The organism is Oligella urethralis DSM 7531, assembly GCF_000372065.1.
Classification (GTDB): Bacteria; Pseudomonadota; Gammaproteobacteria; order Burkholderiales; family Burkholderiaceae_B; genus Oligella; species Oligella urethralis.
This window is the reverse complement of record NZ_AQVB01000001.1, coordinates 138,550-163,155: the sequence shown is the minus strand read 5'-3', so window position 1 is coordinate 163,155 and position 24,606 is coordinate 138,550. Positions and strand designations below refer to the sequence as shown.

General features: G+C 48.9%; 19 protein-coding genes and 1 pseudogene. 8 read left to right on the top strand and 12 right to left on the bottom strand.

What is annotated here, in order from left to right:
• Positions 1–82: 82 nt before the first annotated feature.
• Positions 83–625, bottom strand: a complete 543-nt coding sequence (locus tag A3GA_RS0100740) for an isochorismatase family protein (protein WP_018025465.1) — start codon at positions 623–625, stop codon at positions 83–85.
• 140 nt (positions 626–765) lie between these two features.
• On the opposite strand from A3GA_RS0100740, the gene ubiA reads away from it, so the two are divergent.
• Entirely contained in the window at positions 766–1,689 is a 924-nt protein-coding gene (ubiA, locus tag A3GA_RS0100735) for a 4-hydroxybenzoate octaprenyltransferase (protein WP_018025464.1), read from the top strand.
• Here ubiA and rfbD read toward each other — a convergent pair.
• Both rfbD and A3GA_RS0100725 read right to left on the bottom strand, forming a co-directional pair.
• The gene (gene rfbD / locus A3GA_RS0100730) at positions 1,669–2,499 is read right to left on the bottom strand and encodes a dTDP-4-dehydrorhamnose reductase (RefSeq protein WP_018025463.1); all 831 of its coding nucleotides are present in this window, start codon (positions 2,497–2,499) and stop codon (positions 1,669–1,671) included. The genes ubiA and rfbD overlap by 21 nt on opposite strands.
• Complete coding sequence (locus tag A3GA_RS0100725; RefSeq protein WP_018025462.1) at positions 2,492–3,235, bottom strand: GntR family transcriptional regulator; 744 nt, start codon at positions 3,233–3,235, stop codon at positions 2,492–2,494. Before A3GA_RS0100725 ends, rfbD begins: the two co-directional genes overlap by 8 nt.
• A 278-nt stretch (positions 3,236–3,513) precedes the next feature.
• Between A3GA_RS0100725 and A3GA_RS0100720 the strand changes: the two genes are divergently transcribed.
• Positions 3,514–4,557 (top strand): AbrB family transcriptional regulator, encoded by a 1,044-nt coding sequence (locus tag A3GA_RS0100720; RefSeq protein ID WP_018025461.1) that lies wholly within the window; start codon positions 3,514–3,516, stop codon positions 4,555–4,557.
• Positions 4,558–4,760: 203 nt separating this feature from the next.
• On the opposite strand, the gene A3GA_RS0100715 is transcribed toward A3GA_RS0100720, so the two are convergent.
• From A3GA_RS0100715 to A3GA_RS0100705, 3 genes are all read right to left on the bottom strand, one after another.
• The gene (locus A3GA_RS0100715) at positions 4,761–6,074 is read right to left on the bottom strand and encodes an aspartate aminotransferase family protein (RefSeq protein WP_244264029.1); all 1,314 of its coding nucleotides are present in this window, start codon (positions 6,072–6,074) and stop codon (positions 4,761–4,763) included.
• A 144-nt stretch (positions 6,075–6,218) separates the two neighbouring features.
• Positions 6,219–7,286, bottom strand: coding sequence for a c-type cytochrome (locus A3GA_RS0100710; RefSeq protein WP_040613908.1), 1,068 nt, complete (start codon positions 7,284–7,286; stop codon positions 6,219–6,221).
• Between the two features lie 6 nt (positions 7,287–7,292).
• Complete coding sequence (locus A3GA_RS0100705; RefSeq protein ID WP_018025458.1) at positions 7,293–7,946, bottom strand: c-type cytochrome; 654 nt, start codon at positions 7,944–7,946, stop codon at positions 7,293–7,295.
• Between the two features lie 350 nt (positions 7,947–8,296).
• Here A3GA_RS0100705 and A3GA_RS0100700 point away from each other — a divergent pair, with 350 nt between their 5' ends.
• A complete protein-coding gene (locus A3GA_RS0100700) occupies positions 8,297–9,307 on the top strand; it encodes an asparaginase (RefSeq protein WP_018025457.1) in 1,011 nt (336 codons plus the stop codon).
• 94 nt (positions 9,308–9,401) lie between these two features.
• On the opposite strand, the gene A3GA_RS0100690 is transcribed toward A3GA_RS0100700, so the two are convergent.
• Complete coding sequence (locus tag A3GA_RS0100690; RefSeq protein ID WP_018025456.1) at positions 9,402–9,950, bottom strand: single-stranded DNA-binding protein; 549 nt, start codon at positions 9,948–9,950, stop codon at positions 9,402–9,404.
• An 88-nt stretch (positions 9,951–10,038) separates the two neighbouring features.
• On the bottom strand, positions 10,039–11,229 hold the full coding sequence (locus A3GA_RS0100685; RefSeq protein WP_018025455.1) for an MFS transporter: 1,191 nt from the start codon (positions 11,227–11,229) through the stop codon (positions 10,039–10,041).
• A 177-nt stretch (positions 11,230–11,406) separates the two neighbouring features.
• Between A3GA_RS0100685 and uvrA the strand changes: the two genes are divergently transcribed.
• Positions 11,407–14,376 (top strand): excinuclease ABC subunit UvrA, encoded by a 2,970-nt coding sequence (gene uvrA / locus A3GA_RS0100680; RefSeq protein ID WP_018025454.1) that lies wholly within the window; start codon positions 11,407–11,409, stop codon positions 14,374–14,376.
• Positions 14,377–14,435: 59 nt separating this feature from the next.
• On the opposite strand, the gene A3GA_RS0100675 is transcribed toward uvrA, so the two are convergent.
• The 3 genes and pseudogenes from A3GA_RS0100675 to A3GA_RS12440 all read right to left on the bottom strand — a co-directional run bounded on the left by A3GA_RS0100675 (position 14,436) and on the right by A3GA_RS12440 (position 17,447).
• Positions 14,436–15,584: a deoxyguanosinetriphosphate triphosphohydrolase gene (locus tag A3GA_RS0100675; RefSeq protein WP_018025453.1), complete on the bottom strand. Its 1,149-nt coding sequence runs from the start codon at positions 15,582–15,584 to the stop codon at positions 14,436–14,438.
• 238 nt (positions 15,585–15,822) lie between these two features.
• Positions 15,823–16,896: pseudogene (aroB, locus tag A3GA_RS0100670) on the bottom strand (3-dehydroquinate synthase); the annotation flags it as partial.
• Complete coding sequence (locus A3GA_RS12440) at positions 16,893–17,447, bottom strand: shikimate kinase (protein WP_113062403.1); 555 nt, start codon at positions 17,445–17,447, stop codon at positions 16,893–16,895. The pseudogene aroB and the gene A3GA_RS12440, both read right to left, overlap by 4 nt.
• 172 nt (positions 17,448–17,619) lie before the next feature.
• On the opposite strand from A3GA_RS12440, the gene A3GA_RS0100660 reads away from it, so the two are divergent.
• Entirely contained in the window at positions 17,620–20,085 is a 2,466-nt protein-coding gene (locus A3GA_RS0100660) for a penicillin-binding protein 1A (protein ID WP_018025450.1), read from the top strand.
• Positions 20,086–20,261: 176 nt separating this feature from the next.
• Positions 20,262–22,424, top strand: a complete 2,163-nt coding sequence (gene fadB / locus A3GA_RS0100655) for a fatty acid oxidation complex subunit alpha FadB (protein ID WP_018025449.1) — start codon at positions 20,262–20,264, stop codon at positions 22,422–22,424.
• Positions 22,425–22,511: 87 nt separating this feature from the next.
• Here the strand turns inward: fadB and cyaY are convergent, their stop codons facing one another.
• Positions 22,512–22,844, bottom strand: a complete 333-nt coding sequence (cyaY, locus tag A3GA_RS0100650; protein WP_018025448.1) for an iron donor protein CyaY — start codon at positions 22,842–22,844, stop codon at positions 22,512–22,514.
• Positions 22,845–22,936: 92 nt separating this feature from the next.
• Between cyaY and lptM the strand changes: the two genes are divergently transcribed.
• Together lptM and lysA are read left to right on the top strand one after the other, a co-directional pair.
• The gene (lptM, locus tag A3GA_RS0100645) at positions 22,937–23,257 is read left to right on the top strand and encodes an LPS translocon maturation chaperone LptM (RefSeq protein ID WP_018025447.1); all 321 of its coding nucleotides are present in this window, start codon (positions 22,937–22,939) and stop codon (positions 23,255–23,257) included.
• Positions 23,258–23,296: 39 nt separating this feature from the next.
• Entirely contained in the window at positions 23,297–24,601 is a 1,305-nt protein-coding gene (lysA, locus tag A3GA_RS0100640; RefSeq protein WP_018025446.1) for a diaminopimelate decarboxylase, read from the top strand.
• Positions 24,602–24,606 lie beyond the last annotated feature (5 nt).

Below are 24,606 nucleotides of genomic sequence, written 5' to 3'. Positions count from 1 at the left end.
AGACTGTCAAGGAACTCAATTATAAGTCAAATGCAATTGAGGCAAGTTGTTATCGAGCAAACACTTGCTCAAGCACAACAAACTACTTAATCAACTGCTTTAAGACCGACGAGAAGCTAGGATGATCCGCACTAGCCATCAACTCAAAAGCCACCATTTCCGTACTCACAACAATCGCCCCCGCTTGTCTAAGGCGTGCCATGGCTAATTTGATATTGCTGCGCTTACGCGAAGAGACTGCGTCACGCACTAGGTAAACGGTTTTGCCTTTAGCAAGCAAATCCAAACACGTTTGTAATACGCACACATGAGACTCCATACCACAGACAATCACATGTGCTTTATCTTTTAATAAGGTGCGCTCAACCAAGCCATCACGCACGGCGGAGAAACTACGTTTTTGAAAAACCTGAGCGCCTGCGGCAGCCGCAGACACCGCCTGATTGGTGCCGCCAATTTTATCCACACAATGCTCACTAATCACAGTCGGCAGTTTTAAATACTCAGCTAACTTACAAAGCCACAACACCTTCGCATGCATCTGTTCAGCCTGATGAATATAGGGTAACAAGCTGTCCTGTACATCCACAATTAATAAGGCTGCTTTATCAAATTGAATTCGCATATCGACCTCCTAAACTTTCTAAACTACTAGACGACAGACTAATTTTAAGCATTAATTCCTTAATCAGCCCCTAGGGTATTCATCAGGCTAGCGTAATTGCTTACAATAGCAGCTGGTAACAATCTTAAGTGTAAGTAGCAGTGAAGCATTCTAGCAGCCAAGCCGATTTAAATGATATCCGTCACAATGACTGGGTAGAGCACTATCTACCAGCCTCATGGCGTCCCTATGCGCGTATTGCCCGCTTGGATCGCCCCGTAGGTACCTGGCTCACACTGTTGCCCTGTATTGCTGCACTGTTTCAGGCCGCAGGCGGTTTCCCGGACTTGTTTCGATTATTTATCTTTGCACTAGGTGCCTTATTGATGCGCAGTGTGGGCTGCACCATCAATGATATTTGGGATCGTGATTTTGATAAGCATGTGGAACGCACCCGTTTTCGTCCTTTAACTAGCGGCGCCATCACGCTCAAGCAAGCCGTCATTTTCTTATTCGCTCAATTTGCCGTGGCAGCCGCTTTGCTATTTTTTATTAATAGCTACAGTCGATGGATGGCCTTGGCACTAGTCCCTCTAGTCATTATCTATCCACTTTGTAAGCGCTTTACCCATTGGCCACAAGCCGTGCTAGGGGCCGCCTTTAACTGGGGCATGTTAATGGCCTGGTCCGATACCACCAATACCGTACCACTCGCTGCTTGGCTTATGTGGGCTGGGGCGGTGGCCTGGCAAATCGGCTATGACACAATGTATGCCTATACCGATATCAAAGATGACTTAAAACTGGGCTTAAAATCCACCGCGATTCGCTTTGGTGAGCAGGGTATTTATTGGCTAAGTGGCTTTTATCTCTTGACCATGGTTTGTTGGCTCTGGGCCGGCTACTCAATGGCTATAGGTTGGGGCTACTTTGTCATCATGGCAGTGATTGCTGCGCATTTTGTATGGCAATTAGTGATTTTTGATATCAATAAACCCGAGCGCAGCTTTTATTTATTTAGAGCCAATGTTGCCACTGGGGTGCTACTGATTGCGGCCGCATGGCTAGGCGCCATCACGGCTTAGTAGCGAGCTTTTTAAGGCACTGTTAAGGGGTCGATTGACCCCCTTTGCCTGCGTGGTCGTTTTCACTGCCTCAATCTGGGGTAGCACTGCTAACTCCCCACGCTCAAAGGCCTCAGCTACGATTTGCTGTGCCAATTCCCACCGGCTCATCACCTGCTCGCCGGCAAAGTGCATCCGCTGGCTACGATAAGGCACCAAATTCTCACTTAAGCGCATTAAAAAACGCACTAAATCACTGGCCTTCGTCGGTGTACCCCACTCATCGTCCACTACCCTTAAGCGCAGACTGCTGTTAGCTGCGCTTAATAGCTTGGTCTGAAAATTATGCCCAAACTCACTATAAAGCCACGCTGTTCTAACAATGATCGCTTGAGGGTGCTCCTGCATCACTGCCTTTTCAGCGGCTACTTTGCTGTGACCATAAACATTCAGTGGATTTACCTGATCAGTGACCTCATAAGGCGCCCCCTTAGTCCCATCAAACACATAATCAGTGGATAGCTGTATCAAATCCACGCCAGCAGCAGCACAGTGCGAAGCCAATAAGGCCGCCCCCTCCACATTCACTGCATAGGCTTTGTCCGGCTCCAGCTCCGCCCTTGCCACATCCGTATAAGCGGCCGCATTAATCACAAGCCTTGCTTGAGAATGCTGTAACGCCGTTTGAATCGATGCCGCCGAGGTGATATCTAACTCCGCACGTGTTAACACCATCATCTCGATAGCGTGCCTTTGCACTGGTGTGCGCTGATAGGCGGCAAATGCCTGCCCTAACTGCCCGCCACCGCCTGTGATTAAAAGCTTAGTCATAAGCTTTATTAAACAGGAAGCGGCTTAAGCGTGTTTTATACGCCTCATTAATATGCTTTTTAGCAGCTTCCGCTGCCGCCTCAGGATCTCGTGCTTCCAGTGCCTTTACAATCGCCTCATGCTCATTGCGCGCCTCATCTGGTCGCCCCCTTTCAGTCAAGGTGCTATGACCTAACAACAGCATGGAATTTTGTAAGGCTTGCAAGCTTTTTAATAAAAAGCGATTATGCCCACATTGGTATAACACCTGATGAAACATACGATTATTATTCGCTATCTCAATCGGATCCGTCATTACCCTATCGGCTTCCATCAAACTTCTTAATAAGTTAATCTCTACATCACTTGCATGCTTGGCCGCTAAGGAAGCAGCCGTGCTCTCCAACACTGCACGCATTTCATACAACTCCCCTACCAAGGCCTGATCCAATTCAGTAATAATCATGCCACGATGTGGATCATTACTCACCAAGCCCTCGCTCACTAAACGATTCAAGGCCTCGCGCACGGGTGTTCTGCTGATACCCAGCTGTTCGGCTAATTCCGTCTCACGTATCCTGGTACCAGGTTCCAAGCGACCTTGCTCCAAGCCCTGAATCACATATTGATAAGCTTGTTGCGCCGACGTGGTCCCACGCTGCTTATTATCCTCCTCAAATGTCTCTAAGGACGGCGTCTTTTTGAGCGCAGGCTTATTCTTCGCTGCATTTTTTTGAACTGATTTGGCTGTTGTCATCGCTATTAAAAAAACTTGTCGTGATTAGCACTGTAAAAGCTTCTTTATTATATATAAAAACGACATTCGAAAACTAATGTATACAAATGAATACAAAATTCAGGTACAATCAATTTTTGATGGACACATATGAGCTAGGCTGAGGAGAATTCATCCACACTTAGGATAAGGGGCGCTCGCATATAATCGCTAGTGCCTTTTAACAATCACTCAACCTAGGGTGATGTCGAGCGTAGTTTTTCTAGGGTCAATGATATTTCAACCATTCAACTTGTGTTATGACTAAACAAATATTTTTTGGTTTTTTAGTTGCTCTTGCCGGTGCATTAATTGCCGTCGCGGTAGGTACGCCAATTCCCTGGTTATTAGGCTCACTGTTTTTTACCGCACTTTTTAAGATTAATGGCGCCAAGATTCAATCGCATGTCGGCTTTAGGAAAATCGGTCAGTGGATTGTAGGCATCGCGCTGGGGCTGCATTTTACACCGGCTACCGTTGAGATTATTAAAAGTCTGTCAGTGTATATCATTGCAGGCTGCCTTTTCGCTGTGCTGATTGCTTGGGTGGGTGCCTTTATTCTGTACAAATTAGGGAGGGTGGACTTTGCTACCGCCTATTTTGCTAGTACCGTCGGCGGTGCTAGTGAGATGGTAGTGTTAGCCGAAAAAAATGGCTCAAGCAATATCCCCCTCGTCGCCTCAGCGCATAGCTTACGCGTTTTAATTATCGTGATCTTAATCCCTTTTACATATCAGTTTTTAGGGCTTAAAGGCGATGTCACGACGGCGGCGCAGTTGGCTCAGTATAGCTATATAGGGCTGTTGAAGCTGTTGCTATTAACCGGGATTGTTTGCTTTATTTTGGACAGGCTAGATGCGCCCAATGCCATGATGTTAGGTGGTATTTCAGTGACGGCTTTACTGACGGCAAATGATATTGTCTTTACGCATTTGCAGCCGGAAATTCAACATATGGGGCAGATGCTATTAGGTTGGGCCTTAGGCAGTAACTATAGGCCGGGCTTTTTTAAACAGGCGCCACGGTTTTTAGGTGCGGTTAGCTTAATGACTATCATCTACTTGCTGCTGGCGTTTATTTTTTGTGTATTTGTCGCTAAGCTGTCTGGTATTTACTTTCCTACCGCTGTGCTGGCCATGAGTCCCGGTGGCTTAGCCGAGATGGCAATTACTGCCAAGGTGTTGATGTTAGGTGCACCGCTGGTGACGAGTTTTCAAGTGAGTCGCTTAGTCTTTGTGTTATTGACGGTGGGACCAAGCTATCGTGTCGTGACTAAGTATTTAAGCAGGAAGGGTATGCTGTAAACACTGTAAAAGTGCCCTTCTAGTCAATTACTCTAATGTACTCACCACCTTAGAGAATGGCACCTCCCTACTCGCACACCCCCTCACTACGCAGGACAATATACTTATGACGACATATTGTGACCTGATCGCTAAGGAGGTGTAGCGATGATGAACAGCGACTCTTTACAAAACGCTCATCGACGAGTGAATGAGCTCAGCCCCTAGAAGCGAGTGTCTGCGAGTGCCGCATCATATATAGCCAGCGCCGTTTTAAGTTGCTCTTCACTCACCACCAAAGGCGGCGCCACATGGATACGATTATCAGTCAGCATCGGCAACATGCCCTTAGCGAGTAAGGCGCCTTTGAGCTCATTCATTGCGGCCGCAGACAGTGTGCTTTTGCTTTCACGATCAGTAACTAACTCAATCGCCCAGAATAAGCCGCGACCACGCACATCACCCACGATCTGATGCTTTTCGGCCAAGGCTTTTAAGCCGGGGCCCAAGACCTCACGACCAAGGCGATCGGCATGCTCAACTAAGTTTTCATCCTTCATAATTGCGATATTTTCAATAATCGAACCCATCGCCAAGGGGTGTCCTGAATAAGTCAAACCGCCTGGGAACATTTTATCGTCAAAATAATCACTAATCGCCTCAGAGATAATCACGCCGCCCACTGGTACATAGCCTGAATTGACGCCCTTGGCGATAGTGATTAAATCAGGACGAACATCGGCATGCTGATGCGCAAACCATCTACCGGTACGACCGAAACCAGACATCACCTCATCCATAATCAGCATAATACCGAATTCATCACAGAGCTGACGCACGCCCTCAAAATAGCCTTGAGGTGGCACAATCACACCGACGCTGCCTGGCAAGCCCTCCAAAATAATGGCCGCAATATTGCTAGGATCCTCGGACTCAATCACTCGACGCAAATGCTGTAAGGCACGTTCACATTCCTGCTCCTCGCCGGTGGACCAAAAATCACTACGATATAGATGAGGACCAAAAAAATGCACAAAGCTATGCGCATATTCGTTTTTAAAGCGACGGCGCTCACCGGTGGCTTGAATTGCACCACTGGTATTGCCATGGTACGAACGGTATTGAGACAGAATTTTATCCTTGCCGGTAAAAACTCGCGCCATACGGAAGGCATTTTCTACCGCATCCGCACCGCCATTTGTAAAAAAGACCTTTTTAAAACCCTTGGGAGCGACGCTCAAAATGGCTTCTGCAGCACGCGCACGGCTGATATTGGCATGCGATGGTGCAATGGTTGCTAGCTCTGCCGCCTGCGCCTGAATCGCTTTGATGAGGCGTGGATGCTGATGGCCGACATTGGTGTTAATCAATTGGCTACTGAAATCGAGGTATTCATTACCCTCAAAATCCCAGACCTTAACCCCCAAGCCGGACTTAATGGCTAAGGGGTTTAAGGCACCCTGTACTGACCACGAATGAAACACCTGAGATAAATCGGCTTTTTTTACATCGTCATTCGTCAATGGTTGAGTCATCATCTGCTCCTTTAAATTACGATTCTTTAAATCTAATGCTGTTTAGCATGTTACTTATAGTAGCCAATTAAATGCAAAAAGCTAACAAAAAACGACGTTCTAGGGTAAGCCCCAAAACGTCGTTATCCTTGCTATTTATAGCATGAACTACTTAGCTTCTGCTTCCTCTGGCTTTTTACCAAAGTAGCGTGGCTTAAGCGCATCTGGCTTTAAGAAGTCCTTGTAACCGACGTTATCATGGTCACCCAAGACCTTGCCGTCGATTTCCTGACCATACAGCGTATGCTTGTGGAAAGTATCTTTGTACAATGCCAAAGTTTCAGCGATATCACCAGTATAGCGTGGATCCTGTGGGCGCTCCTGTGAGTCCACGTAAGCAGCAATATCCCATGCATCCGCATCCTCAATCAGCGGAGCTGCACCTAAAGGCATATTGTATTTAATAAAGCCCGCTAAGGTGAACACGCGAGAAATACCGGCACCCCAGTTATACGAGCCATCACCCCATAACGGTGGGAATACGGCCTTGTCACCGGTAAACTGACCCTGACCGTCCTCGCCATGACAGACTGCACAGTTCTGTGCGTAAAGCTCCTTACCACGCACGCGATCAGGCTCTCTACCCTCAGGTAAGGCTGCTGGACGTGGGTAACCACGACCGTAAATCTTGGCATCAGGATACATGCCCACACCCTTGGCTAACCACTGATGGTAGGCGGTTAAAGCAACCATCTCATCACTACCGTAGGCAGGTGGCTTACCGTTCATTGAATAGCTAAAGCAGCCAGCCAAACGCTCTTCAAAGTTATTGACGTGATTGTTTTTGCCGCGGAAATCAGGCAATGTCACCACCGCAGGCCACACTGGACCAGCAAAGGGACGAGAACCCGCACCTACGTGACAGCTTGAACAGTTCATGTCGTTAAAGACGTTTTTACCGCGTAGCTGCTGCGTATTGGTAAAGAGATCATAGCCGTAACGGATGGCCTCTTTGAGCTTGGGGTGCATCTCGGCCGCTTCCAAATCATCCATGGTTGGTGGGATATGCACTAACTCACCCTCTTTAGGCTCCGGGAAACCAGGCAATAGCTCTCTTAGCATCTGACGCTCTTCATCCGTCAAGTCTGATGCCATTTTTGTCAATTGAGCACTCGCAGGACCAGTCACTGCTAAGCCCAAACCCAAACTCAATGCTAATAATAATTTCTTCATCATGGCCCCCTATTTCTTTTCCTCTTTGGCTGCGGGTTGAGACGCCAAATAGGCTGCAACCGCATCAATATCTGCCTCAGTCAAACGCTTAGCAACGCGTGACATCAAGTGTAGAGGATCATTAGTACGGCTATCTTCCTTCCAGTCATTAATGGCTTTTTTAACATACGCTGGATTTTGACCGTTAATATTAGGGAATGTATTGCCGATACCATAGGCATCGACACCATGACAGGCCACACAGGCCGGGATATAGCGATTCCAGTCACCGTGATAAACCAACTTCTCACCTAAGGCCAGGGTCTCCTCGCTCGCCTCAACCTTAAAGTCTTCGGCCTTAACCGCTGGCAAGGATGCATAGTAATGAGCAACATCATGCAACTGCTGCTCAGTTAATAAATCAGCAAAAGGCTTCATGCTGACATTAACCCGTGTGCCATTTTTATATGACTCGACTTGATGCTGTATATAGCCGGCATCTAAACCGGTAAGACGGGGTCTATACTCAACGCCCGGTATACTAGAGCCCGCACCGGACTCCATATGACAGGCTACGCAAAGCGCAGATACTTCCTTACCGCGGTCAAGCACGGCTTGGTCAACTTGGGCAATCGCTACGGAACTAATAGCCAATGCCCCAGTCATAAGTAACGCTTTGGCCATCTTCCTTGACCTAAACATCATCTCAATTTCCTCCTCAAGAATAAATTGAATACCTATGATTTAAAAATGGGAATATGCCAAACGGATGTCGGGCACCGCGTCATTCTACATGAGGTTATTTTAAATTTACAAATATGAATTCATCTCGCTGAGTCTCACCTCATGCAAATCACTTTCCCTAAGCATGTGAGAATTACAGCTTAGCCGATTGTTTTTGTCTTACACCTAGGCATTTACCCTAGTTTTTGGAGAACTTTCTTCAAAATTAGCTAGCGCCTTGATCAATAGCAAGCGTTCGCTTATACAATAAGCCTCAGAGTAGACCGTATTCACATAGTTAGGGGGAAAGCATGTCAACGCCTTTAGCAAAAGTCGCCGTGGGCTCTTTAGGTGGCACCATCAGCATGACACCGGCCGCGAGTAGTGATGGCATTGTGCCGACGCTTACTGCCGCCGATTTGATTCGTGCCATTCCTGGTGTGGCTGAGCTCGCCGAGGTACATGCCGAAGCACTGAAGCAGGTCGCTAGTATTCATCTGGGCATTCAGGATTTATTGGCGGCCTTGGCTTGGGCCGAGCGCCAAGTGGCCGAGGGCGCCGTCGGCGTAATTCTGACGCAAGGCACTGACACCCTAGAAGAAAGTGCCTTTTTACTTGATTTACTGTGGCCACACTCGGAGCCGCTGATTTTAATGGGCGCTATGCGTGGTGCCGCCGCGGTATCTGCTGACGGCCCGGCTAACCTGCTTAGCTCCATCCAAGTGGCGGTGAGTGCTAATAGTCGAGATCGTGGGGTGTTGGTGGTGATGAATGAACAAATTCACTACGCGCGTTGGGTACAAAAGCAGCATAGCTTAAGCACTGCAGCTTTTATTTCAGAGGTCGCACAAGCAGGCACCATTGTCGAAGGCAAAGCCTTGTATTTTGCGGCGCCCCCTAAGCGCATGCTCTTTGATAAACCTAGCTGCTGCTCAAAACGTGTTTTATTGTGGACCAATCACCTTGCCGAAGAAAGTGATTTCTTAACCCAGCAGGATAGCTTTGACCCACTCGGCGAGCGCTTTGATGGGATAGTTTTCGCCGGTGTTGGAGCCGGTCATGTCAGCCCAGTAATTGCGCGCTGGATTAGTAAGTGGGCTAATTTAAAAGCTATCTTAGTGTGTCGTGGCACTGGCGCCGGCTCCACCGCCTTTAGCACCTACGGTTACCCCGGTGGTGAGGTGGAGTTGCAACAGCACGGCGCTATCATGGCCGGCTTTTTAAGCCCTAAAAAGGCACGCCTACTGCTATGGCTTATATTAGAAAATGGCTTAGCGCCCCGAGCAGCCGTTGCTGACTACCAGGCCAGTATGAGCTACTAATCGCTCGCAAGCTAAGCAAAAGCAGCGTTGAGCGCATGCGCAAAAGGCAATCCCTGCTCGCTATGCATGCGCCCTAACATCACATCATCAACCATTAAAACGGCAAATCATCCTCTAGTTCATCAAAGGAGTCCGGTTTTCTTGATGGCTGCGCAGGGGGCTGCTTTACTGACGGCGGATTCTGTCCACCACGGCCTGGTGGTAAGCTGCGGGTATTATTACCAAAACCGCCATTATCACCAAAAACGTCATCACCGCCAGTGTCTGACTTGGATTTCCAACCCCCATCCACTGACGTAGAGCCGGGACCACGTCCTACATCACCCAACATCTGCATGCGCTCGCCAACCACATCGGTAGCATAACGCTCAATACCATCGCGATCAGTATACTTACGAGTTTGGAGACGACCCTCAACGTAAATCTGACTACCTTTACGCAAATACTGTTCACATACCTCGGCCTGACGCCCAAAAAACACCACGCGATGCCATTCCGTACTCTCGTTTTTATTACCATCACGGTCATAGCTCACATGATTGGTCGCAATACTCAGATTACACACCTGCAGCCCGGTAGGTGTCGCACGCGCCTCGGGATCGGCTCCCAAACGCCCGACCAGAATCACTTTATTTACTGACATACGCTTAAATCCTTTAAAAAATCCACAATAAAGCAGAGGCATGGCTTTGATAAGCCACCTCTCCATGCCCTAGGCAATCACTATCCATCTATTGTACAAAATTGAGCTGTACCCGACGAGTGGCTAAGTAAGAAATCGCACACAATAGCATCGCCATAATAAACACACTGATGCTGCCCAATTTAGCGGCCACCAAGCCACCTAAAAAACCACCACAGGCTACCCCTAAGGCTTGCGTCATATTAAATACCCCAAGCGCCAAACCCTTTTGCTCAGGTGGGCAACTACGAGACACCGCCGAGGGTAATAAAGCCTCTAAAATATTAAAGGCGATAAAGTACAACAACAGCGCCAAGACCAACATCGCAAAGCTGTACATACCCGTTATCATCAAGCCCATGGCCATCATGATAACGATGAGGGTAAGTCCGATAGTTTCTCGGTGGCTGCGCTTTTTTTCGACCAAAATAACCGCCGGTACCATCAGCACTAAAGCCACCACAATCACCGGTAAATACACGCGCCATAATTGGCCAATACTTAAGTCACCCAAGGCCATCAACGCTGGTGGCAGCACCACAAAAATCGCCATTAAGACAAAGTGCAAACTAAACACCGTGAGATTTAACAGCCATAGACTCTTAGAGGCTAGCACATCCACCATCGTCAAAGAGCGATTGATCGCCAACTGATCTTGAGGTACCACCGGCACTACCCACACCGCCAATAGCAAACACAAAAAGCCTAACACACTAATGGTCCAAAATAAACCGGAGAGATTAATCCATTCAACCAATAGCGGCGACACCGCCATGGAGACAGCAAAGCTTAAACCAATGGAAGCGCCCACCATGGCCATTGCGCGCGAACGCACCTCAGGCCGCGTGGCGTCAGCAATCCATGCGGTAATCGCGGCCGATACCGCACCGAAGCCCTGAATCCCACGACCCACCGCCACCCACGTGACACTCGGTGCAAAGGCACAGATAATACCGCCAATCACAAACAGCAGCATACCGAAAATCACCACTGCACGACGCCCAAAACGATCGGATAAAAAACCCATCGGGATCTGCATCAGCGACTGAGTCAGACCGTATGCGCCAATCGCAATACCAATCATCAGCGGATTATCACCATCAATCAAGCTTTTAGCAGCATCAGCAAACACAGGGGTGAGCAAAAAAAGACCCAACATCCGCACCGCAAAAAGCAAGGCTAGGCTAGCACTTGTTTTACGCTCTAAGGGGGTGAGTTTAAGCTTTGTTGTTGTACTCATTAAAACTCTTTAGAAAAAGCAAGGCCCTAACGGCTGGTGATTAAGAAACTAATCGTTCATTATATCACTGCGCTGGTATTTTTAAGCTCGACATCGTCATTCATGGGGCGCATGCTCTTCATAAATGCGCTAGGTAGGTTATAGTAGAAAGTTTATAGAACTTCTCTTAAAAAGTGCATGAGCAATTCATTTTCCTCAAAACATCAGCCCCTACCAGCACAGGCAAATTCCTTGATTCGCATCCGAGGTGCGCGTACCCACAATTTAAAAAACATCGACTTGGATTTGCCGCGTAATCAGCTGGTGATTTTGACCGGACTGTCAGGCTCGGGTAAGTCATCCTTGGCCTTTGATACGCTCTATGCCGAAGGGCAAAGGCGCTATGTAGAAAGCTTATCCACCTATGCGCGTCAGTTTCTGGAGCTGATGGATAAGCCGGATGTGGATTTAATTGGGGGCCTATCCCCAGCCATTGCCATTGAGCAAAAATCCGTCAGCCATAATCCCCGCTCGACCGTCGGTACCATTACCGAAATTAGTGATTATTTGCGCCTCCTCTATGCACGTGTTGGCACCCCCTACTGCCCTACGCATAAGGTACCGCTACAGTCTTTCTCAGTCTCGCAAATCGTTGATTTTGTATTACAGCTAGCACCTGAAACACGGCTGATGATCTTGGCGCCAGTGGTGCCAGCACCCCAACAAGACTTGATCAGTCTGTTACACAGCCTGCAGGCCCAAGGCTATATTCGTGTGCGCCTTGGCGGCGAAATCTATGACTTAGATCAGTTACCCGGGGACCTAGCTACGGACTTTGCCCAAGTCGAAGTCATTGTTGATCGTCTACGCGTACGTCCTGAACAAAAGCAACGCCTTGCCGACAGCATTGAAACGGCATTTGAAGTAGCCAATGAGCGAGTGCTGATTGTCGATATGGAGCAGGAGCAAACATATGCCTTTTCAGGACGCTACGCCTGCCCTCATTGTGATTATCAAATCCCGCGACTAGAACCTAAGATGTTCAGTTTTAATAGCCCCGAGGGCGCCTGCCCGAGCTGTGACGGCGTCGGTCTAATGGCAGTCTTTGATGCGGATAAAGTCATTGTCAGCGAGGATCTAAGCTTATTAAATGGCGCCATTAAGGGCTGGGACCGGCGCAACCTCTTTAGTATGGCGCTATTAAATAGCTTAGCCACACACTATGATGTTGATTTGGAAACGCCCTGGCATAAACTGCCTAAAGCCATTCAAGACATTATTTTATATGGCTCTGGCAGCACCGAAATTGATTTTGTTTATTTAAATGACAAGGGTAAAAGCACGATCAAACGCCATGCCTTTGAGGGCGTACTACCTAATTTAGAACGACGTTGGGCAGAAACCGAGTCTAACGCCGTGCGTGAGGAATTAGCGCTTTTACGCAGCACCATTCCCTGCCCTGCCTGTCATGGCACACGCTTACGAGAGGAGGCACGATTTGTCCGTATAGGCGCAGCAATTGAAGCAGCCGTGCTGCCTGAACCCTCAACGCCAGCAGAAGCCACCAGCGCATCCCACACGGAGTCCGACAACAACGCCCGCCTGCCTGGCTATAGCCTCAGCGAAGTCAGTCATTTATCCTTAGCGAGGGCGCAGCAATGGTTCGAGCAGCTCAATCTCAGCGGCGCTGACAATGAGATTGCCCGCCCCATCGTACAAGCCATTAAATCGCGCTTAACTTTTTTGAATAATGTGGGTTTGAATTATTTATCCTTGGACCGTAAGACCAATACCATTTCTGGCGGCGAGGCGCAGCGTATCCGACTAGCCAGTCAAATCGGCTCTGGTCTAACTGGCGTTTTATACGTACTGGATGAGCCCTCAATCGGCCTACACCAACGGGATAATGATCGTTTAATTGAAACCCTGATTCATCTACGCAATCTTGGCAATACCGTAATTGTGGTTGAACATGATGAAGATATGATTCGCGCCGCGGACTGGGTGGTTGATTTAGGACCCGGGGCCGGTGAGCATGGTGGCAAGGTCATGGCCAGCGCCACGCCAGCCCAACTGCAAGAAGATCCTAACTCCCTCACGGGTCACTATCTAAGTGGCGCCAAAAAGATCCCTGTACCTAAGCGCAGACCCGTCACTCCGCGATCGCCCCTGCCTTGGCTACACTTGCAGGGCGCCAGTGGCAACAATTTAAAACATGTCGATCTACATATCCCCTTACAACGATTAGTCTGTGTCACCGGCGTCTCAGGCTCGGGTAAATCCACCTTGATAAATGACACCTTAGCCTCAGCACTCGCGCAGAAACTGAACCGGGCACAGACTGAGCCAGCGCCTTATCAATCCATTAGCGGACTGGCGCATTTAGATAAGATCATCACCGTGGATCAAAGCCCTATCGGGCGTACCCCACGCAGTAATCCAGCGACTTATACCGGCTTATTTACACCCATCCGGGAGCTCTTTGCAGGCACACCCGAAGCTCGCGCTCGTGGCTATGACCCTGGTCGCTTCTCCTTTAATGTCAAAGGCGGCCGTTGTGAGCATTGCCAAGGCGATGGTGTGATTAAGGTGGAAATGCACTTTCTGCCGGATGTGTACGTCCCTTGTGATGCCTGTCACGGCAAACGCTACAACCGCGAAACCTTAGACATCCGCTATCGCGGCTTAAATATCAGTGAGGTCCTCAACTTGACGGTTGAACAAGCCCTCACATACTTTGCCGCCGTCCCTTCGATTCAACGACGCCTACAAACCTTAAACGAAGTGGGTTTAGGCTATATCCGTTTGGGTCAGAGCGCCACCACCCTCTCCGGCGGTGAAGCACAGCGCATTAAGCTGTCTTTGGAGCTATCCAAGCGCAGCACCGGCAACACACTTTATGTATTAGATGAGCCAACGACCGGTTTACACTTTGCCGATATTGAGTTACTCCTAGGGGTACTGAATCGACTGGTAGATGCCGGCAACTCCATGGTGATTATTGAGCATAATCTGGATCTGATCAAAACGGCGGATTGGATTATTGATCTGGGTCCAGAGGGTGGACAAGGCGGTGGACGTATCGTGGCTGAGGGCACGCCAGAGGAGATTGTAAAAAACCCAGCCAGCGCCACGGCGCAGTATTTGGCACCGTATTTGGTGAAGTAGCACACTTAGCTTGCGACTACTAGTTAGCCGATGCGATGGGCTACGCTGGCGCACCACCCTCAAATCTTATAAATCCGGCGATGCTCTTTAATAGCATAGCGATCGGTCATGCCAGCAATATAGTCTGCTATCCCCCGCGCTTGCCGGTTAGCATCCTTAAAGCGATGGTCTGGCGGTAGCAAACGAGGCTCTTCTAAAAAAGCCTCAAACAGCTCATGAATCACACGACGCGATTTCACAGCCATCCGCATCACTTTATAATGGCGATAGAGATTATCCAACAAAAACTTCTTAAGTTCATCCTGCCAGGCTCGCATTGCAGGTGAGAAAGCAACCAAGACCGGGGCATTGGCCACATCCTCAGGCGTTTTAACCCCATAGTGAGTAATTTGCGCTAGCGTATGATCAGTCACATCCCGAATTAGGGTATTAATCATCCGGCGAATCGTTTCCGCAATCAGACGCTTACCACCCAAGCTCGGATAGCGCTGCTTCACATGCTGATAATGCTGAGCAAAAATTTCCACCCGACTCAGTTGCTCTAGCGTGATTAAACCGGAGCGTAAACCGTCATCAATATCATGGTTGTTATATGCGATTTCATCGGCTAAATTAGCCAGTTGCGCTTCTAAAGAGGGCTGTTTGCCCTCAAGAAAGCGCTGCCCTACCTCGCCAAGTTCACGCGCATTTTTTAAGGAGCAATGCTTTAAAATACCGCTCCGCGTTTCAAAGCTGAGATTTAAGCCGTTAAAATCAGCGTAGCGCTCTTCTAGCTCATCCACCATGCGCAAACTTTGTAAATTATGCTCAAAACCACCCACCTCCTCAGGTAAATGGCCACGCATATACTCATTTAAGGCATCCTGACCAGCGTGACCAAAGGGTGTATGCCCTAAATCATGCGCTAAACAAATGGCCTCAACCAAATCCTCATTAATCAATAAGTTTCTAGCCAAGGCACGCCCTATCTGGGCCACTTCTAAACTATGGGTTAGCCGGGTGCGGAATAAATCACCCTCATGATTAACAAAAACCTGGGTTTTATACTCAAGGCGCCTAAATGAACTGCAATGAATAATGCGATCCCGATCGCGCTGAAAAGGGCTGCGCTTAGGATCCGCTTCCTCGGCATAACGACGCCCGCGTGATGCCTCAGGGTGTACCGCATAGGAAGCCAGATTAGCAATGCAGATCATGCGCTCACTCATCAGTCGCTGGCCTGACACCGTCAATACCGTAGATACCACCGGTACGCCCCGTACCAGCACCTGCATCGCGGGCAATTTGCGCTTGACGCGCCACCTCTGCCGCCGCTTCCGAACTATCGACTACCGTACTAAGCGCTTCACTTGCTGCCACCGAGGGCGTCACTGCCTGGCGAGACTCGCTCGCCGTATCAGCAACTTCTGGCGAGCTCAGCGCTTTGCTAGCCTTAACCTCAGCCGAGGTCGTTTTGCTCAATACCAAACTAAGCAGCTCTTGCGGCGCACCTTGTACCTTCGCCTGACCAATTTTTTCTAAGAGCACAAACTTAATTTTGCCGCCACTTGCCTTTTTATCGAGCTTCATGGTGTCAAACCAAGTATCCTTGCCACCTAAGGCAGGCGCTACCGTAGGACAACCGATCTGTGCTACCAAACGGCGTACACGCTCTACATCCTCTTGGGGGAAATTGCATACTAGCGCCGACAGCTCTGCTGCCTGCACCATGCCACAACCGACCGCCTCACCGTGCAACCACTCACCATAACCTAAGCCATTTTCAATCACATGCGCAAAGGTATGGCCAAAATTCAGAATCATGCGACGATTCGACTCCTTTTCGTCCTCTTCGACCACTTGTGCCTTTAATTCACACGCACGGTGAATAGCATAATTAATCGCTTGTGGCTCCAACGCCTTCAGCTCCTCCACAAACTCCTCGCACCAATCAAAAAACTCACGATCCATGATCAGACCGTACTTAATGACCTCAGCAAGACCTGCGGCAATCTCACGCTGCGGCAAGCTTTTTAAGACATTAATATCAATATCAACAGCAATGGGCTGATAAAACGCGCCCAGCAAGTTTTTACCTAAGGGATGGTTAACTGCGGTTTTACCGCCTACGGATGAGTCCACCTGAGCCAATAAAGTAGTCGGCACCTGTACAAAACGAATACCGCGCATAAAAGTTGCTGCGGCAAAGCCACCCAAATCACCAACGACCCCGCCACCCAAAGCCACAAGCACCGATTTGCGATCCAGTTTATGCTCTAGCATAAAGGTAAAGACCTCATTTAAGGTATCGAGATTTTTATACTGCTCACCATCAGGGATATCAAAGCAATAAATCTCCTTACCGCTAGCCTTTAACGCCTTTAATGCCGTGTCTCCATAAAGCTGACGTACGGTCGGATTACTCAACAACAAGATGGCACTGGTATCCGGCGGTATGGAGGTAGCAAGCTGCTGCATCAGATTTGGCGCAATCTCAATCGGATAGGAGCCGCCAGGTACATTTACTCTCACAATACTCATTTGGAATCTCTTTCAGCTAATAAGTTAATCATTTGATCGACTACCGTATTGAGTGAATCCGCCGCCGAATCAATAATATGATCGGCCATTGACTCATAAATATCGGCACGTGCAGCCAATAACTCAGCTAAACGGGCTTTAGGATCAGGGGTGGCTAATAAAGGCCTATTTTTATCCTTGGCCACGCGACGATAAAGCTCATCCACATCCACCCGCAGATAAAAAACCTCACCGTAGCGCTGCATTAATTGTCGATTAGCCTCAGCTAAGACCGCACCACCACCGGTGGCTAAGACAATTTCGTCCTCTAACAACACGTCCTGCAATACCTCTGACTCACGCTTACGGAACCCTTCCTCACCTTCGATGTCGAAGATAGTCGGGATGTCGACACCGCAACGCTCAACAATGGCATGATCCAAATCGACAAACTTGCGTCCGATTTTTTTGGCCAAGGCACGGCCGATTGTTGTTTTACCGGCACCCATCATCCCGATCAGGATGATGAGGCTTTTTGTGGGCAAATCCTTAGGTGCTACCGTGTCAGTCATCGTCTTGTAAAACGTTATCGTAATTTTTAATTAGTTAAAATGGTGGTTTAGCCAAATTTTACACATTTCCCGCTGTCTTTGTTGTGATTTTAAAGCTAAACTAGGGGCTACGTTTAAAATAGCCGTATTGTATCCGGGTTTATCCCTTCGCTTCTGAAAGCGTATTTTACCTATGAGTCAAAAAAAGCAATCACCTAAAGTTTCAGGTTTCGGTGCCTTTATTGGTCGCTTTATTATTAAAGTATTGTTCCTCGGCGCAGGCTTAGCAGTGTGCGGGCTAATTTTCGGCACCCTCGTCGTCAGCTCCGTGTGGCCCAACTTACCTAACCTGACTGCCATGACGGACTACCGTCCACGCATTCCCTTGCGTATTTATTCCGCAGACAAAATCCTGCTTGCCGAGTATGGTGAGGAGCGGCGTAATGTCCTGCGTATCGACGAGTTCCCTGAAAAGATGAAATTAGCCATTTTAGCGGCTGAGGATGATAACTTTTACGAGCATTCCGGTGTGGATTGGCGTGGCGTGATTCGTGCTGTGTTAGCCAACCTCTCCTCCGGCGGCCGCGCTCAAGGTGCCAGTACCATCACCATGCAGGTGGCGCGTAACTTCTACTTAAGCACTGAAAAGTCCTACTTGCGTAAGTTTTATGAATTGCTATTAACTTACAAAATTGAAGAAAATCTGACCAAGGATCAGATCCTTGAACTCTATATGAACCAGATTTATTTGGGCCATCGTTCCTACGGTTTCTCAGTGGCGGCGCGTACCTACTTTGCCAAGCCTTTATCCGAGGTCAGCTTAGCCGAAGCGGCAGTGTTAGCCGGTATTCCCAAGGCCCCATCAAACAACAACCCGCTCACCAATCTACAAGGTGCGCTTGATCGTCAGCACTATGTGTTAAATCGTATGTTGCGTTTAGGCTATATCACTCAAGCGGAGTTTGATGAGGCGCGCGCCGAGGCGGTGACCACACGCTCCATGGCGGAGGTAGAAAGCGAGGAGTCGGCCCGTATTACCCAAGCCCAACGCCAAGGTAGCTATGTGGCAGAACTGGCACGTCAACTGATGTACTTGACTTACAAGGACAATGTCTACGGTCGCGGCTTAAACGTGTATACCACCATTGACTCAAAGGATCAGGCGGTGGCTTATCGTGCCTTACGCAAAAACATTATGCAGTTCACCAATAACCGCCCTTACCCAGGACCAGAGGGTCAAATTGAGTTGGCTGAGGGGGTAGAGCATGATGATAAGGCCATGGAAAAAATCATTTATGAGGTGCGTAAATCGCATCCTAATGACGATGATTTATTAGTCGCGGTGGTGCTTTCTTCCGCTGCGGACAAGGTCACCTTAATGCGCCGTGTGGGTGAAATTATTGAGCTCAGCGGCAAGGAATTAAATAACGCACGCCGCGCCTTACCTCCCAAGCCTAATAATGCTAAACCCATTTTGCGCGGTTCAATCGTCTATATTCAACGTTTTGGTGAAAATGGCTGGAGCATTGTCAATCAGCCACAAGTCGAGGGTGCTTTTGTGGCGCTCAATACCAAGACCGGTGCAATTCAATCCATGGTGGGTGGCTTTAACTTCTACCGCGGCGACTTTAATCGCGTGACCCAAGCTTGGCGTCAACCCGGTTCAACCTTTAAGCCCTTTATCTACGCTGCCGGCCTTGAGCGCGGTTTAACCCCTGAAACTCGCATTTCGGATCAGCCCTTTGTGCTGACTGCCCGTCAAACGGGCTCCAAACCATGGCAGCCTAAAAACTACGGCGGTCGCTACACGGAGAGTCAAACCATGCGTAACGGTCTCTACCAGTCACGCAACATGGTCTCAATTCGTATCCTAGAAGCTGTGGGTGCGGACTTTGCCCGTGACTACATCACCCGTTTCGGCTTTGATATCCGTCGTCAACCACAAAAAGGCGCATACCTCACCATGGCGCTAGGCGCTGGTAACGTCACGCCTTTACAAATGGCAGGTGCGTATGCCGTCTTTGCTAATGGCGGTTATCGTGTGAATCCGTACATTATTGACTATGTACTGGATCCGGATGGTAATGAAATCATGCGTGCCCAACCGCAAAAAGCCGGCGATGAGGCCAATCGCGTTTTAGATGCACGTACGGCCTATGTGATGAATGATCTACTCCATGGGGTAACCACCTCGGGTACCGCCGCACGCACGACCGGCACCTTAGGCCGCAAGGATTTACACGGCAAAACCGGTACCACGAACCAAGCTTTTGATGCGTGGTATGCCGGTTACACCCGTGATTTAGTGGGTGTTGCTTGGTTAGGCTATGACCAACCACGCTCTTTGGGTAGTAATGCCACTGGCGGTCAATTAGCCATGCCGATTTGGATCGAATATATGCAGACCGCCCTCAAAGGCACACCCGTGACCGCCCCTGGCCCCCTACCTAAGGGTTTAGCCAAAAACGGCGGCAACTACTACTTTGAGGAGTTCCCTCAGGGCAAGGCTATCGCTAATCTCGGCACCCGTGGCGGAGCCACGGGTGGTGGCAGTGGTGGTGAAGCGCAGCGCTTCCGCCCCATTCAGCCACGACGTGACCCGGTGCAACGCACTATCGAGTCCTTTAACCCAACCGGTGGTGCGCCCATACGATTCTAAGGGCAGCACAAACTTGGCAAAGCTTTTTATGACCGTTACGCGTTTCCGTAGCGGTCATTTTTTTGTCTTGGTAAGGACTTTCAAAGATGCTAAAACAACGTATGATTATAGTAGTATGTCAAAAGACAAGTCTTAGCGGATTTTTACTTAAACCAAAGAGTGATTAGGAGTAAGCAATGATTCATTCCGGACCGGCCATTACGGTGCAAATGTTAGATGACGGCATTGCCGAGTTCAAATTTGATTTACAAAATGAATCGGTTAATAAATTTAACCGTGTGACCTTAGATGATTTAGATGCGGCGGTGCAAGCGGTAAAAGCACATCCTGAGATTCGGGGGCTGTTAGTCACCTCTGGTAAAAACTTCTTTATCGTCGGTGCTGATATCACCGAATTCGGCGGCGTCTTCGCTCATGGTCGCGACTATATTCAAGACTGGACCATGGATATTCACCGCATTTTTAACGCCTTTGAAGACTTGGATATTCCAAAAGTCGTAGCGATTAACGGCTTTGCCTTAGGTGGCGGCTTTGAAATGTGCTTAGCCAATGACTATCGTGTGATGAGTGATAAGGCACAAGTCGGTCTACCAGAATTAACCCTTGGCTTAATCCCTGGTTTTGGCGGTATTATTCGTCTGGCGCGGGTGATTGGTATGGCTAAAGCCATTGAATGGATCAGCTCCACTCGCCCTCGCAAAGCCGCCGATGCCCTGGCTGACGGCGCGGTTGATGAGGTCGCTGAACATGATAAACTGCGCGATACCGCCTTAGCAGCACTTAAAAGAGCCATTGCCGGTGAGATTGATTGGCAAGCCAAACGTGCCCTTAAACTACAAGCCGTTGAGGTACCAGGTGGTGCTGCCGATAGCTATTTTGAAGGCGTACGTGCAGAGCTTGCCAAAACCACTAACCCTGAGCAATATCCAGCCAGCAAAGCGTTTTTAGATGTGATTGAAAAGTCAGCAGACATGGCACGCGATCAGGCGGTAGCGGTAGAAGCCGAGCATTTTGCTGGCGTGGCGGTAACCCCACAAGCCGATGCCTTAATCGGTTTATTCTTAGCCGATCAGGTCATTAAACGCGCTGCCAAGAAAAACGCTACTGCCGCACGTGAGGTGAAAAAAGCGGCCGTACTCGGTGCCGGCATTATGGGTGGCGGTATTGCCTACCAAGCAGCCACCAAAGGCACAGCGGTGATTATGAAGGACATCGGTCAGGCACAGCTTGACTTAGGCATGAATGAGGCTGAAAAGCAATTAGCGCGCCAGTTACAGCGCGGTCGCATCAGCGAGGACAAAAAGAACGCTACCCTCAAACTGATTGAACCCAGCCTAAGCTACGACGGCTTTAATGCCGTAGATATTGTTATTGAAGCAGTCACTGAAAACATCAAGGTTAAGAACACGGTGCTCAAGGAGGCTGAAAATGCGCTTCGCGAAGACGCAATTTTAGCCTCTAACACCTCAACCATTTCCATCACGGAGCTCGCCAAGGGGCTACAGCGTCCAGCGAATTTTGTTGGGATGCACTTCTTTAACCCAGTACCGGTTATGCCTTTGGTTGAGGTAATCCGTGGCGAGCAAAGCTCTGATGAGGCCATTGCTACCGCTGTTGCCTTAGCCCTCAGCATGGGTAAATCACCAATTGTGGTGCAAGACTGCCCCGGCTTTTTGGTTAATCGTGTGCTATTCCCCTACTTCGGTGCCTTTGACCGTTTAATTAAAGACGGCGCTTGCCTGATTAAAATCGATCAAGTGATGGAGGACTTCGGTTGGCCGATGGGTCCTGCTTACCTATCCGATGTGATTGGTTTAGACACTTGCGTCCATGCATCCAAAGTGCTAGCGGACGGTTTCCCTGATCGCATGAAAACTGATTATACCGGTGCCACTGAGGCATTATTTAAGACCGATCGTTTAGGTCAGAAAAACGGCAAGGGTTTCTACAAATATGTTGCCGATGACAGTGGTCGTAAGCGCAAAACCGCTGATGATGAGGTAAAAGACATCCTCGCCCCTCATGTGGACGCCGCTGCGCCAGGTTCAGTGGACTTTACGGCAGAGGAAATTCGCGATCGCCTAATGCTCGCCATGTGCAACGAAGTTGCCCGCTGCATTGATGAGAAAATCGTCGCCAGCCCCGAAGAAGCGGATATGGCACTCATCATGGGTCTTGGCTTCCCAAGATTCCGCGGAGGTGCCTTACGTTATATCGATCAGATAGGTCTTAAGGAATATGTTGCCCTGTGCGATCGCTACGCCCACCTCGGTAAGGCCTATGAAGCGCCGCAAATTCTGCGTGAGATGGCCGCCAAAGGTGAACGCTTTTTTAGTTAATTAATGCGACAATAAAAAATGCCGATCGTCACCACTGTGGCGATCGGCATTTGACAATCGTGCGCTGCGCATCAAAGCAAAGCAAAGCTAAGGGATTCTCACCTCAAGCTTTTGCCCAGCCAAACCCGTACAGAGCTCGCTCAGACGCTCGTCTAGATTAGGACCACCGCGGGTATCGACCCACTTACCGTCTTGGTAACCATAATGCCAAGCGCCACTAGGGGCAGCTAACCACATCTCCTGTAAGGGTGACTGGCTATTTAAGACTAGATGATCGCTACGATTAAACACAATGGTCAACACCTGACCGTCCAAGTTCGTATCCAAGTCTAGATCCAACTCATCAAACCAGCCTTCCGCTTGATCTTCGACTTCGGCCAAAATGGCATCTGCTAAGGCAAGGAATTCAGATTCTGTCATAATATATTCTTCTAAAAACAATTAGTTAAAATAGGCTAAGCTTTTTAGATACTATAACAAAGCAAGCTTCTATTTACAGATGATTGGATTTCATGTTAATTAAATTATTTCATTCGGACAAGAACGACCTTGTGCCCAGTGGGGCTACCGCTAAAAAGCTCGTGCTCGTGATTGCAGGCGCCTTATTGCTGACGGCTTGCGGTCAAAAAACACCAATTTACCTGCCATCAGGCGCTCAAAAGCAGGCGATGCAAGAGCGTGAAGCACGTATCAAGGCACGCAAAGCGGCGCTTAAGCATGAGACGCCAGAGCAACGCGCTGCCCGTGAAGCTCGTATCGAATACGGCAAGCAGCGCGCCAAAGCCTATCGCCAGTCCCAAGAGACCTTATCTGACGAGGATACGCAGCCTTAGGACTAAAGCACATCAGCCATTTATTTTATTTTTACGACTATGCAACATCACTTAGCTCATTCCACCACTCGCACACCAGTTGGTGCCCCCCATTTCCACTACCAAGATCATGCCTTATATGTCGAACAGCTTGCCATTAAAGCCCTGGCTGAGCAGTATGGTACGCCCTTGTACATCTACTCTAAAGCAGCATTAAAGGCGGCGTGGGCGCGCTATCAGGAAGCAATCGATGGGCGTGATGTGTTAATTTGCTATGCCATGAAGGCGAACTCAAACTTAGCCATTTTAAATTTATTTGCCCAATGGGGGGCTGGCTTTGATATTGTCTCCGGCGGCGAATTGGCACGCGCCATCAAGGCCGGCGCCGATCCGCAGAAAATCATTTTTTCTGGTGTGGGCAAACAGGCTTGGGAGATTAAAGACGCATTAAACGCTGGCATTAAGTGCTTTAACGTAGAGTCCATCCCGGAGCTCGCGTTAATTCAAGAAGTTGCCGCAACCATGGATAAAAAAGCGCCGGTTTCCTTACGGATTAATCCAGATGTGGATGCAAAAACGCATCCCTATATTTCTACCGGTCTCAAAGATAATAAATTCGGTATTGCCATGGAGGATGCGCTGGCTACCTATGAGCATGCCATGTGCTTATCGCATGTGGACATTGTCGGCTTAGACTGTCATATCGGCTCACAAATCACCGAATTAGCACCCTATCAAGATGCATTAGCGCGTTTATTAAGCTTAATGGATCAACTAAAGAGCAAGGGCATTCAATTAAAGCATTTGGATATTGGCGGTGGCTTAGGCATAAGCTACCTGAACGAGGAGGTACCACATCCACATGACTTAATTAACACCACCCTTGCAACACTGCAAGCCCGTGGTTATGCTGACGTACAGTTAGTGCTGGAGCCGGGTCGCTCTTTAGTAGGTAATAGCGGCATGTTAGTGACGGAAGTACTGTTTTTAAAGCAGGGTGAGAGCAAAAACTTTGCTATCGTGGATGCCGCCATGAACGACTTACTCCGCCCCACACTCTACGATGTTTATCATGGCGCCTTAGCGGTAGAGCTTAAGGCAGGTGAAACGCAACGTTATGATGTGGTCGGTCCCGTTTGTGAATCGGGTGACTGGTTAGCCAAGGATCGAGATTTTGTCATTGCCCCAGGGGCATTCATTGCCATTGAGTCAGCGGGCGCCTATGGCTTTGTGATGAGCAGTCAGTACAATAGCCGTCCGCGCGCTGCTGAGGTACTGGTCGATGGTGATAAAAGCTATGTGATTCGACGCCGTGAGACCATTGAGGAGCTATTTGAGCACGAGCACATTCCCAACGCTATCTAAACCAT

Bases quoted from the DNA above. Each gene is read 5' to 3' on its own strand.
- A3GA_RS0100685 (WP_018025455.1), bottom strand. From the start codon at position 11,229: ATGAGTACAACAACAAAGCTTAAACTCACCCCCTTAGAGCGTAAAACA.
- A3GA_RS0100700 (WP_018025457.1), top strand. From the start codon at position 8,297: ATGTCAACGCCTTTAGCAAAAGTCGCCGTGGGCTCTTTAGGTGGCACC.
- A3GA_RS0100720 (WP_018025461.1), top strand. From the start codon at position 3,514: ATGACTAAACAAATATTTTTTGGTTTTTTAGTTGCTCTTGCCGGTGCA.
- A3GA_RS0100715 (WP_244264029.1), bottom strand. From the start codon at position 6,074: ATGATGACTCAACCATTGACGAATGACGATGTAAAAAAAGCCGATTTA.
- A3GA_RS0100690 (WP_018025456.1), bottom strand. From the start codon at position 9,950: ATGTCAGTAAATAAAGTGATTCTGGTCGGGCGTTTGGGAGCCGATCCC.
- A3GA_RS0100740 (WP_018025465.1), bottom strand. From the start codon at position 625: ATGCGAATTCAATTTGATAAAGCAGCCTTATTAATTGTGGATGTACAG.
- fadB (WP_018025449.1), top strand. From the start codon at position 20,262: ATGATTCATTCCGGACCGGCCATTACGGTGCAAATGTTAGATGACGGC.
- uvrA (WP_018025454.1), top strand. From the start codon at position 11,407: ATGAGCAATTCATTTTCCTCAAAACATCAGCCCCTACCAGCACAGGCA.
- A3GA_RS0100725 (WP_018025462.1), bottom strand. From the start codon at position 3,235: ATGACAACAGCCAAATCAGTTCAAAAAAATGCAGCGAAGAATAAGCCT.
- cyaY (WP_018025448.1), bottom strand. From the start codon at position 22,844: ATGACAGAATCTGAATTCCTTGCCTTAGCAGATGCCATTTTGGCCGAA.
- lptM (WP_018025447.1), top strand. From the start codon at position 22,937: ATGTTAATTAAATTATTTCATTCGGACAAGAACGACCTTGTGCCCAGT.
- A3GA_RS0100675 (WP_018025453.1), bottom strand. From the start codon at position 15,584: ATGAGTGAGCGCATGATCTGCATTGCTAATCTGGCTTCCTATGCGGTA.
- A3GA_RS0100660 (WP_018025450.1), top strand. From the start codon at position 17,620: ATGAGTCAAAAAAAGCAATCACCTAAAGTTTCAGGTTTCGGTGCCTTT.
- lysA (WP_018025446.1), top strand. From the start codon at position 23,297: ATGCAACATCACTTAGCTCATTCCACCACTCGCACACCAGTTGGTGCC.
- A3GA_RS0100710 (WP_040613908.1), bottom strand. From the start codon at position 7,286: ATGATGAAGAAATTATTATTAGCATTGAGTTTGGGTTTGGGCTTAGCA.
- A3GA_RS12440 (WP_113062403.1), bottom strand. From the start codon at position 17,447: ATGACTGACACGGTAGCACCTAAGGATTTGCCCACAAAAAGCCTCATC.
- A3GA_RS0100705 (WP_018025458.1), bottom strand. From the start codon at position 7,946: ATGGCCAAAGCGTTACTTATGACTGGGGCATTGGCTATTAGTTCCGTA.
- rfbD (WP_018025463.1), bottom strand. From the start codon at position 2,499: ATGACTAAGCTTTTAATCACAGGCGGTGGCGGGCAGTTAGGGCAGGCA.